Origin of the sequence: Streptomyces vulcanius, from assembly GCF_042653945.1 — a bacterium.
GTDB lineage: Bacteria > Actinomycetota > Actinomycetes > Streptomycetales > Streptomycetaceae > Streptomyces > Streptomyces mangrovi.
The window spans coordinates 167,175-177,185 of sequence record NZ_JBHSFK010000026.1; the positions used below are offsets into that span (position 1 = coordinate 167,175).

General features: G+C 72.6%; 9 protein-coding genes and 1 pseudogene. 4 read left to right on the top strand and 6 right to left on the bottom strand.

What is annotated here, in order from left to right:
- Positions 1–2: 2 nt before the first annotated feature.
- Positions 3–350, bottom strand: a complete 348-nt coding sequence (locus tag ACFPIH_RS34185) for a MarR family winged helix-turn-helix transcriptional regulator (protein WP_381167528.1) — start codon at positions 348–350, stop codon at positions 3–5.
- 201 nt (positions 351–551) lie between these two features.
- Between ACFPIH_RS34185 and ACFPIH_RS34190 the strand changes: the two genes are divergently transcribed.
- Together ACFPIH_RS34190 and ACFPIH_RS34195 are read left to right on the top strand one after the other, a co-directional pair.
- Complete coding sequence (locus ACFPIH_RS34190) at positions 552–2,039, top strand: MFS transporter (RefSeq protein WP_381167039.1); 1,488 nt, start codon at positions 552–554, stop codon at positions 2,037–2,039.
- Positions 2,040–2,110: 71 nt separating this feature from the next.
- Positions 2,111–2,407 (top strand): DUF6332 family protein, encoded by a 297-nt coding sequence (locus ACFPIH_RS34195; RefSeq protein ID WP_381167041.1) that lies wholly within the window; start codon positions 2,111–2,113, stop codon positions 2,405–2,407.
- On the opposite strand, the gene ACFPIH_RS34200 is transcribed toward ACFPIH_RS34195, so the two are convergent.
- The 3 genes from ACFPIH_RS34200 to ACFPIH_RS34210 form a co-directional block, all read right to left on the bottom strand.
- A complete protein-coding gene (locus ACFPIH_RS34200) occupies positions 2,368–3,033 on the bottom strand; it encodes a response regulator transcription factor (RefSeq protein WP_381167043.1) in 666 nt (221 codons plus the stop codon). The two genes, ACFPIH_RS34195 and ACFPIH_RS34200, sit on opposite strands and share 40 nt — an antisense overlap.
- Positions 3,030–4,259 (bottom strand): sensor histidine kinase, encoded by a 1,230-nt coding sequence (locus tag ACFPIH_RS34205; RefSeq protein WP_385878218.1) that lies wholly within the window; start codon positions 4,257–4,259, stop codon positions 3,030–3,032. The genes ACFPIH_RS34200 and ACFPIH_RS34205 overlap by 4 nt, the downstream gene beginning before the upstream one ends.
- Before the next feature lie 231 nt (positions 4,260–4,490).
- A complete protein-coding gene (locus ACFPIH_RS34210) occupies positions 4,491–5,750 on the bottom strand; it encodes a geranylgeranyl reductase family protein (RefSeq protein WP_381167047.1) in 1,260 nt (419 codons plus the stop codon).
- 204 nt (positions 5,751–5,954) lie between these two features.
- Here ACFPIH_RS34210 and ACFPIH_RS34215 point away from each other — a divergent pair, with 204 nt between their 5' ends.
- Together ACFPIH_RS34215 and ACFPIH_RS34220 are read left to right on the top strand one after the other, a co-directional pair.
- Positions 5,955–7,310, top strand: a complete 1,356-nt coding sequence (locus ACFPIH_RS34215; protein ID WP_381167049.1) for a dipeptidase — start codon at positions 5,955–5,957, stop codon at positions 7,308–7,310.
- Positions 7,311–7,366: 56 nt separating this feature from the next.
- A pseudogene (locus ACFPIH_RS34220) lies at positions 7,367–8,389 on the top strand (protein kinase family protein); the annotation flags it as partial.
- 10 nt (positions 8,390–8,399) lie between these two features.
- On the opposite strand, the gene ACFPIH_RS34225 reads toward ACFPIH_RS34220, so the two are convergent.
- Both ACFPIH_RS34225 and ACFPIH_RS34230 read right to left on the bottom strand, forming a co-directional pair.
- Positions 8,400–9,449, bottom strand: a complete 1,050-nt coding sequence (locus ACFPIH_RS34225) for an NUDIX hydrolase (RefSeq protein ID WP_381167051.1) — start codon at positions 9,447–9,449, stop codon at positions 8,400–8,402.
- 142 nt (positions 9,450–9,591) lie between these two features.
- Positions 9,592–9,786 (bottom strand): hypothetical protein, encoded by a 195-nt coding sequence (locus tag ACFPIH_RS34230; protein WP_381167053.1) that lies wholly within the window; start codon positions 9,784–9,786, stop codon positions 9,592–9,594.
- Positions 9,787–10,011 lie beyond the last annotated feature (225 nt).

Sequence of the window (10,011 nt, forward strand, 5' to 3'; positions counted from 1 at the left end):
GCCTAGGACCGGGTCAGCATCCGGGTCAACACCGCGCGCTGCACGGGCAGTACGTCGCCGTGCAGCGCGCGCCCCTTCCCGGTGAGCGCGACCCGTACGCCCCGGCGGTCCTCTGCGCACAGGCCGCGTTCGACGAGTCCGTCCTTCTCCAGCCGGGCGATCAGCCGGGACAGCGCGCTCTGACTGAGGTGGACGCGCTCGGCGATCTCCTGGACGCGGTAGTTGCACACGCCGTCCGGCGCCGCCGACCCGGCGAGCACGTCCAGCACCTCGAAGTCGCTGGCGCACAGCCCGTGTTGATGCAGGGCGCGGTCGAGTTCGCACTGGGTGCGGGCGTGCAGCGCCAGCATGTCCCGCCACTGCTCCACCAGCGCCCGCTCGACGCCGTCGGCTCTGTCGGCTGTCTCGGCTGTGTCGGCTCTATCGGTGTCGTCCTGTTTTGTTTCGCCCCTGTTCACCGCCATGGCCCGCACCGTAGCAGAGGGTTTACTTCATTGCATCGGAATTAAATGCTCTTGCATTCGATGCGCACGCATGGAACTGTCTCCGCCATGACCTCTCCGCTCACCTCCCCCGTCCCCGGGGTGTCCGAGGGACGCTGGACGCCCCGGCTCTGGGGCACCCTGCTGGTGCTGTGCGCCGCGATGTTCCTGGACGCGCTGGACGTGTCGATGGTCGGCGTCGCCCTGCCGTCCATCGGTTCCGACCTCGGCCTGTCCACCTCGACGCTGCAATGGATCGTCAGCGGCTACATCCTCGGCTACGGCGGGCTGCTGCTGCTCGGTGGCCGCACCGCCGACCTGCTGGGCCGCCGCCAGGTCTTCCTGGTCGCCCTCGGCGTCTTCGCGGTCGCGTCGCTGCTCGGCGGGCTCGTCGACTCCGGTCCGCTGCTCATCGCCAGCCGCTTCATCAAGGGCCTGAGTGCGGCCTTCACCGCCCCTGCCGGGCTGTCGATCATCACGACGACGTTCCCGGAGGGCCCGCTGCGCAACCGCGCCCTCTCCATCTACACCACCTGCGCCGCCACCGGCTTCTCCATGGGCCTGGTCCTCTCCGGCCTGCTCACGGAGGCCAGTTGGCGCCTGACCATGCTGCTGCCCGCGCCGATCGCCCTGATCGCGCTGGCCGCGGGCCTGAAACTGCTGCCGCGCAGCGAGCGCGAACGCGAGCACAACGGGTACGACGTCCCGGGCGCCGTCCTCGGCACCGCGTCGATGCTGCTGCTGGTGTTCACGGTCGTCCAGGCTCCGGAATCGGGCTGGACCTCCGCCCGTACGCTGCTGTCCTTCCTTGCCGCAGCCGTCCTGCTGACCGTCTTCGTCCTGGTCGAGCGGCGCTCCCCCGGCCCCCTGATCCGGCTCGGCGTGCTGCGCTCCGGCAGCCAGATACGGGCCCAGCTCGGCGCGATGGCCTTCTTCGGGTCGTACGTCGGCTTCCAGTTCCTCGCCACGCTGTACATGCAGTCGCTGCTCGGCTGGTCTGCGCTGCACACGGCGCTCGCCTTCCTGCCGGCCGGAGCGCTGGTGGCGGCGTCCTCGACGAAGGTCGGCTCGATCGTGGACCGGTTCGGCACGCCCCGGCTGATCGCGGCCGGCTTCGCGTTCATGGTCGCCGGGTACGCGCTCTTCCTGCGCGTCGACCTCGACCCCGTGTACGCGGCCGTGATCCTGCCGTCCATGCTGCTGATCGGCGCGGCCTGCGCGCTGGTCTTCCCCTCGCTCAACATCCAGGCCACCAACGGTGTGGCCGACCATGAGCAGGGCATGGTGTCGGGCCTGCTCAACACCTCGGTGCAGGTGGGCGGCGCGATCTTCCTCGCCGTCGTGACGGCGGTGGTGACCGCGGGGGCTCCGGCCGACCCGACTCCCCAGGCCGTGCTGGACAGTTACCGGCCCGGGCTCGCAGTGGTGACGGCGATCGCCGCCGTCGGACTCCTCGTCACCCTGCCCGGCCTGCGCACCCCGTGCGGCGGCGGCTCGGTCGTGGTCGCCCGGTCCTCCGTGGAGGAGAACGCCGAGCCCGTGGGGGTCCGTGACTAGGAAGACGTCTCCAACCGTGCGTCCGGTGCGGCCTGTTGCCTCGCCGGGTGCACGGCTGTGAAAATTGCCGGATGAGCGGGTACGGGGGACGGCGCACACAGGCGGAACGGGACGCGATGACGGTCGAGATCGGCTACGCGCTGGTCAGCGCGGTGTTCGCGGCGGCGCTGGCGCTCGGGGCGGTCGCCGGTCCGGCGGCGCTGTTCGAACTCCCGGACCCTGCCGAGTGGTTACTGCCGCGTGCGGGGCTGGCACTGGCCGGTCTGCTGTTCGTGGTTCGTGCGGTGAGCGTGCTGCTGCGTTTCCCGAGCGGGGGCCGGGGAGGGGTTCAGCCCAGCCAGCCGGGTCGGACCAGCCCCGACTCGTAGGCCAGGACGACCAGTTGGGCGCGGTCGCGGACGCCCAGCTTCACCATGGTGCGGCTGACGTGGGTCTTGGCGGTGAGCGGACTGACCACCAGCCGCCGGGCGATCTCCTCGTTGGACAGGCCGATGCCGACCAGCGCCATCACCTCCCGCTCCCGCTCGGTGAGCCGGCTCAACTCGTCCGCCGCGGCGGGCTCCTTGGAGCGGGCGGCGAACTCCGCGATGAGCCGCCTGGTCACCCCCGGCGACAGCAGCGCGTCCCCGGCGACCACCGCCCTTACGGCACGCAGGAGTTCATCGGGTTCGGTGTCCTTGACGAGGAACCCGGAGGCCCCCGAGCGGATGGCTTCGAAGACGTACTCGTCGAGTTCGAAGGTGGTGAGCATGACCACCTTGACCTGCGCGAGCGCCTCGTCGTCCGTGATGCGGCGGGTGGCGGCCAGGCCGTCGAGCAGGGGCATGCGGATGTCCATCAGGACGACGTCGGGGCGCAGTTCGCGCACCTTGCGCACCGCGTCCTCGCCGTCGGCGGCCTCCCCGGCCACCTCGATGTCCGACTGGGCGTCGAGCAGCGCCCGGAATCCGGCCCGGACCAGTGACTGGTCGTCGGCGAGCAGTACGCGGATCACTGGCCCTCCCCGGTCGTGGTCTTCGCCGGCAGTACGGCGAGCACGCGGAAGCCGCCGTCGGGGCGCGGCCCCGCCTCGATCGTGCCACCGAGTGCCGCGGCCCGCTCCCGCATTCCGGCGAGACCGTTGCCGCTGCCGCCCGCCTCCTCACCGGTCGCCGGACCGTCGTCGTCGATACGGAGCCGTAGCGTCCCGCCTTCCCGGTCGAGCAGCACACGCGCGTGACGGGAGCCCGAGTGGCGTACGACGTTGGTGAGGGCCTCCTGGACGATCCGGAACGCCGCGAGGTCGGTGCCCGGGGACAGCCGGGGCGGTTCCCCCTCGACGTCCACGGTGAGTCCCGCGCGTGCCGCCTGCTCCACGAGTTCGGGCAGCCGGTCGAGACCGGGCGCGGGCGCACGCGGCGCGTCCCCCGGCGTGCGAAGGGTGTCGAGCACCTGGCGGACCTCGCCGAGAGCCTCCTTGCTCGCCGACTTGATGGTGGTGAGGGCGGTGCGTGCCTGTCCGGGGTCGGAGTCGAGCAGGGCGAGACCGACGCCCGCCTGGACGTTGATGACGGAGAGGCTGTGCGCGAGGACGTCGTGCAGTTCACGGGCGATGCGCAGCCGCTCCTCGTCGGCGCGCCGCCGGGCGGCCTGGGCGCGCTCGGCCCGCTCCCGCGCCCACTGCTCGCGCCGGGCCCGGGCCAGTTCGGCGACCGCCACGATCGCCACCACCCACCCGGTGACCACGATCTCCTGCCCGAAGGAGGCGGGCCGGTCCCCGGACGGCGGCAGCCACCGGTACAGCCAGTACGCGACCAGCAGATGGACGGCGCACAGCAGCCCCAGCGCCGTCCAGGCGGCCCTGCGGTGCCCGGCGACGACAGCGGCGAAGCAGGCCACGGCCACCGTGAAGAAGACGGGGCCGTACGGGTAGCCCGCGCCGAGGTAGAAGGCCGCCGCCACCGCCGTACCGACCACCAGGACCACCGGGTGGCGCTGCCGCCACAGCAGCAGACCGCACGCGACCAGCAGCAGCACGCGGGCGAAGACGTCGAGCCCGGCCCGCTCGCCCTCCTGCATCCGGGCGGCGGCGTTCGAACCGACGAGCACGAAGACGGTGAGCAGCAGGGTGGACCGCCAGGGCCACCGCGGCCCCGGCTCCTCACCCGCCCAGCGCCGCAGCCACGGCGGGCCGTGTCGCCACCACCGTCCCGGGCCCCCGCGCACCTGCTCCACGTCCATGCCCGCCACGCTAGACGCCACCGGCCGCACCGGACGTCCGCCGGGCGAGGTGATCAGCCGTACTCCCCTGGAAGTACGGCCGGACGTACGGGTGCGGGCGGCATCCGGGCGAGCCACGGCACCGCCGCCGCCCGGAGGCCGTACCACCCCGGCGCGGAGGCCCGACCCCCGGTGTTCCGGTTCACGGTCGAGGGCCGAGCGCCACGGCCGGCCGCGCGGCAGCTCACCGCTTCAGGACTCGTCGGCCTCCGTCGCCGTCGTCTCCGCCGGGGGTGTCGGTTCCTCCCGCCGGTCCATCATGGTCAGCGCGCGGTGGGCCATCGGATGGGTGCGGACGAGTTCGGCGAGGGTGGTCCGGCCCCGGGTGATGTCCGTGAACGCCCGCCAGGCGGGCCGGAAGCCGGTCAGGACCGCGTGGAACAGACCGGGGCGGCGCTCGAAGGCGGCCAGCATCCGCTTGCCGATGCTCATCTCCACACCGAGGCCCGCCTTGACGGCGAACGCGTAGTTCAGGGCCTGGCGGCGGGTGTCCACCGCGTCGTGCGCCTCCGCGATGCGGACCGCCCACTCGCCGGCGAGCCGGCCCGAGCGCAGGGCGAAGGAGATGCCCTCGCGGGTCCACGGCTCCAGCAGGCCCGCCGCGTCACCGCAGACCAGGACCCGGCCGCGGGAGAGCGGCGAGTCGTCGGCGCGGCAGCGGGTCAGATGGCCGGAGGAGATGCTCGGTTCGAACCCGGCGAGGCCGAGCCGGCCGATGAAGTCCTCCAGGTACCGCTTGGTGGCGGCGCCCTCGCCACGCGCGGAGATCACCCCGACCGTCAGAGTGTCGCCCTTGGGGAACACCCAGCCGTAGCTCCCGGGCATCGGGCCCCAGTCGATGAGGACGCGGCCCTTCCAGTCCTCGGCGACCGTCTCCGGCACCGGGATCTCCGCCTCCAGGCCGAGGTCCACCTGGTCGAGTTTCACCCCGACATGCGCTCCTATCCGGCTGGCGCTGCCGTCCGCGCCCACGACGGCCCGCGCGAGCAGGGTCTCGCCGCCCTGCAGGACCACCGCGACCGAGCGCCGGTCGGGCACCGCCGAGCCGTGCTGCTCGACCCGCGTGACCGTGACACCCGTGCGCAGCTCGGCGCCCGCCTTCTGGGCGTGCTCGACCAGCTGCTGGTCGAACTCGGGCCGGTTGATCAGCCCGAACAGCATCTGCCGGGAGCGGCGGGTGCGGGTGAAGCGCCCGTTGTTGGAGAAGGTCACCGCGTGCACCCGGTCGCGGAAGGGCAGTTCGAAGCCGGGCGGCAGCGAGTCGCGGGAAGGACCGATGATGCCGCCGCCACACGTCTTGTAGCGGGGCAGCTCCGCTTTCTCCAGCAACAGCACACGCCGCCCCGCGACCGCCGCCGCATAGGCGGCCGAAGCCCCCGCGGGTCCCGCGCCCACCACGACGACGTCCCACACCTGCCGCACGTCGTCCGCCGAAGAGTTCTCGCTGCTCACGATGGTCTACTGCTCCCGATCCAGCCGCCTGCCGCACCTGTCTCCGGCATCCTACGGCGGAGATCGTCACGGTCCGATGACGGTCCGCTGTGGGAGGATCGGCGGCGTGCGCGCCCCCTCATCCGGCGGACGCGTACGCTCGCACGGTCCCCCGAGCGGACCAGTGCCGATCTGTACAACGTCGCACCCACAAGGAGCGTGCCCATGTCGTCGAATCCGGTCGCCGAGACCGTCGCCTCGCTGATGCCCAGAGCGAAGGCGGAACTCACCGAACTGGTGGCGTTCAAGTCGGTGGCGGACTTCGATCAGTTCCCGAGGAGCGAGAGCGAGGCCGCCGCGAACTGGGTGACGGCCGCGCTGCGCGCCGAGGGCTTCCAGGACGTGGCGCTGCTCGACACCCCGGACGGCACCCAGTCGGTGTACGGCTTCCTGCCCGGCCCCGAGGGCGCGAAGACCGTGCTGCTCTACGCCCACTACGACGTACAGCCGCCGCTGGACGAGGCCGGCTGGACCACCCCGCCCTTCGAGCTGACCGACCGCGACGGCCGCTGGTACGGGCGCGGGAGCGCCGACTGCAAGGGCGGCTTCATCATGCACCTGCTCGCGCTGCGCGCCCTCAAGGCGAACGGCGGTGTCCCGGTGCACGTCAAGGTGGTCGTGGAGGGCTCGGAGGAGCAGGGTACCGGGGGCCTGGAGCGGTACGCCGAGGCGCACCCGGACCTGCTGACCGCCGACACCGTCGTCATCGGCGACTCGGGCAACTTCCGCGTCGGCCTGCCCACCGTGACCACCACCCTGCGCGGTATGACCATGCTGCGAGTGAAGATCGACACACTCGAGGGCAACCTGCACTCGGGCCAGTTCGGGGGCGCGGCGCCCGACGCGCTGGGCGCTCTGATCCGTGTACTGGACTCGCTGCGCGCGCAGGACGGTTCGACGACGGTCGACGGGCTGACCGGCGACGCGCGCTGGGAGGGCCTGCAGTACGAGGAGGACCAGTTCCGCCAGGACGCCAAGGTCCTCGACGGCGTCGAGCTGATCGGCTCCGGGACCGTCGCCGACCGTATCTGGGCCCGTCCCGCCGTCACCGTCCTGGGCATCGACTGCCCGCCGGTCGTCGGCGCCACCCCGTCCGTCCAGGCCGGTGCCCGCGCGCTGATCAGCCTCCGGGTCCCGCCGGGCACCGACGCGGCCGAGGCGACCAAGCTGCTCCAGGCCCACCTCGAGGCCCACACCCCCTGGGGCGCCCGCGTCAGCACCGAACAGATCGGCGAGGGCCAGCCGTTCAGCGCCGACACCACCAGCCCGGCGTACGCGGCCATGGCCGCGGCGATGGCCGTCGCCTACCCCGGCCAGGAGATGCAGTACGCGGGCCAGGGCGGCTCGATCCCCCTCTGCAACACCCTCGCCACCCTCTACCCGGACGCCGAGATCCTTCTGATCGGCCTGAACGAGCCCGAGGCCCGGATCCACGCGGTCGACGAGAGCGTGTCCCCGCAGGAGCTGGAGCGCCTGGCGGTCGCCGAGGCGCTGTTCCTGCGCACCTACGCGGCGAGCTGAACGCCCCTGCGGGGAACGGCGGACAACTGCCGTTCCCCGCGGCGATGATGGGGATCATGCCGCCCGGCCGCCGGATCACCCACCAGACCGTCGCCACCGCCCTCGACCGGCTGAGCGACGACGAACTCACCGCCCTCCTGGCGTCCGGCGTGCCTCTGGGCACCGGTATCGGCGGGCAGGTGCTGCGGGTGGAGGTGGCCGGGCGGCCGGTCTTCGTGAAGCGGATCCGGCTGACCGACACCGAGCGGCTCCCCCGCCACTCGCGGTCCACCGCGAACACCTTCGGCCTGCCGTCCTTCTGCCACTACGGCATCGGCAGCCCGGGGTTCGGAGCCTGGCGCGAGCTGGCCGTACAGGCGGCCACCTCCCGCTGGGTGCTGTCCGGCCGCTTCCCCGGCTTCCCCCTGCTGCACCACTGGCGGGTCCTGCCGGCCGAGCCCCGCCCGCTGCCGCCCGAACTGGCCGACGTGGAGCGGGCGGTTGCCTATTGGGGCGGCGGCCCGGGTATACGCGAGCGGATCGAGGGCCTGCGTACGGCGACGGCGAGCCTGACGCTGTTCCTGGAGTACCTCCCGGTCACGCTCCACGACTGGCTGGGCGCCCAGCTGCGGACGGGAGACGCAGACGACGCCGACGCCGCGTGCGCACTGGTGGAACGGGAGCTGTCCGCCCTCACCGCCTTTCTCCGCGACCGCTCGCTCCTGCACTTCGACGCGCACTTCCGCAACATCCTCACGGACGGGCGGCGGCTCTACCTCGCCGACCACGGCCTCGCCCTCTCCGCCCGGTTCCGGCTCGACCCGCGGGAACGGGACTTTCTCGCCGTACACCGGGACCACGACCGCGCCTACACGCGCGCGTACCTGGTGAAGTGGCTGGTCACCGACCTGTTCGGGTACGACGGCGAGGAGCGGACCGCTTTCGTGCGCGCCTGCGCCGAAGGACTGCGACCGGAGGGGATCCCCGAAGGGGCGGCCTCGCTGGTGCGCCGCCACGCCCCGGCGGCCGTCGTGATGGAGGACTTCGAGCGCCGACTGGTGGCGGAGAGCCGTTCGACGCCCTTCCCGGCGGACGAGGTGCGGAGTGCGCTCACCCGAGCCCGAGCGGAATCCCCGCCTCCAGATACAGCGCCGCGCCCCGCTCCCTCGCCCGCAGGGCCCAGCGCAGCCGCTCGTAGCGGACCGGAGGCAGCAGGTCCGCCGCCTCCTCCTCGGTGACGAAACGCCAGCCGCGCAGTTCGGGGCCGGGCAGCAGCAGTCCCGCGACGGCCTCGGCGTCGAGTCTGCCGCCGTCGAAGAGGAGGCGCAGTCCGCCGTAGCCGGGTGGCTGCGGCCGTTCCCAGTCGACGACGAGCAGCCGGGGTACGTCGTCCAGGTGGACGCCGGTCTCCTCCTCGACCTCGCGCATGCCCGCGCGCGCGGGGGCCTCACCGGGCTCGACGACTCCGCCGGGGAACTCCCAGCCGGGTTTGTAGGTCGGGTCGACGAGCAGCACCCGGTCGTGCTCGTCGAAGAGCAGCACACCGGCGGCGAGCGTCTCGGCGGTGGGTTCGGGGGTCTGCACGATGTCACAGGCGTACGCCGCGCCGGTGCCGACGGCTTCGGCTATACGGACGGCGGTGTCGTACGGAGTGAGGGTGCTGGTGTCGACGAGGTGGGCGTCGGCGGTGAGCCAGGAGGCCAGCGCCGCGCGGTAGGGCTCGATGTGGTCGTAGGACCACTGGCGGACGCGTATCTCGCCGTCGGGGAGGTCCGGGGGGATCTCACGACCGGCTATCCGCCCACGCAGGATCGTTTCCGCCGGGGCGAGGACGATGTGCCGGACGGGTATCCGACGGGCGGCGAGGCCGCCGAATATCTCGTCCCGGTACTCCTGGCGCAGAAGGGTCATGGGGACGACGAGGGTGCCGCCGAGTTCACCGAGCAGCGCGGCCACGGTGTCGATCACGAGTCGTCGCCAGATCGGCAGGTCCTGGTAGTCACCGACCTCGGCGAGGTGCTTGGGCGGCAGCAGGTACGGGAGCGCCGCGCCGATGACCTCGGGGTCGAAGAGCGTGCTGTTCGGGATCAGGTCGATCAGTTCCCGTGCGGTGGTCGTTTTGCCCGCACCGAACGCGCCGTTGATCCAGACGACGGTCACGGTTCCCCCTCTTCTGTTGGCCCCCTGAGGCTTGCCCGCTCCACCCTGCCACGGAAACCAGTTCCCGTTCAGGGCGCGCGAACGCCGTGGCGCCGGCACCCCGGTGCGGGGGTGCCGGCGCCACGGGCTTCTGCGTCCGAGGTCAGTCGCCCTGCCCCAGGGCGTTCTCGTCCAAGGCCAGGCTGTCGCCGGCGACGGTGTGGTCGAGGGTGCTGAGGGTGTCACCCACGCTCAGCCCGTCGAGGTCTTCGGCGCCCAGGCCGTGGGAGGGGGTGATCGCCGCGACGACGAAGCCGGTGGCGAGGGAGGCGATGGCAAGCATGCTGCGCTTCTTCATGCCCACTCCAACGCCCACAAGCCCCGGAGGTCACGCCCCGCCCCGGGCAACCCCGCACCCGAACACCCCTGCCGCCCCCACGACCCACCCCGCAGGCCGACGCACCCCACCCCCAGACCCCCCGGCCAACACCTGCCGACCCCCACGACCCACCCCGCAGGCCGACGCACCCCACCCCCCAGGCCCCCGGCCGACACCTGCCGCCGCACACGACCCACCCCGCAG

Bases quoted from the DNA above. Each gene is read 5' to 3' on its own strand.
- ACFPIH_RS34190 (WP_381167039.1), top strand. From the start codon at position 552: ATGACCTCTCCGCTCACCTCCCCCGTCCCCGGGGTGTCCGAGGGACGC.
- ACFPIH_RS34185 (WP_381167528.1), bottom strand. From the start codon at position 350: ATGCTGGCGCTGCACGCCCGCACCCAGTGCGAACTCGACCGCGCCCTG.
- ACFPIH_RS34195 (WP_381167041.1), top strand. From the start codon at position 2,111: ATGAGCGGGTACGGGGGACGGCGCACACAGGCGGAACGGGACGCGATG.
- ACFPIH_RS34215 (WP_381167049.1), top strand. From the start codon at position 5,955: ATGTCGTCGAATCCGGTCGCCGAGACCGTCGCCTCGCTGATGCCCAGA.
- ACFPIH_RS34205 (WP_385878218.1), bottom strand. From the start codon at position 4,259: ATGGACGTGGAGCAGGTGCGCGGGGGCCCGGGACGGTGGTGGCGACAC.
- ACFPIH_RS34230 (WP_381167053.1), bottom strand. From the start codon at position 9,786: ATGAAGAAGCGCAGCATGCTTGCCATCGCCTCCCTCGCCACCGGCTTC.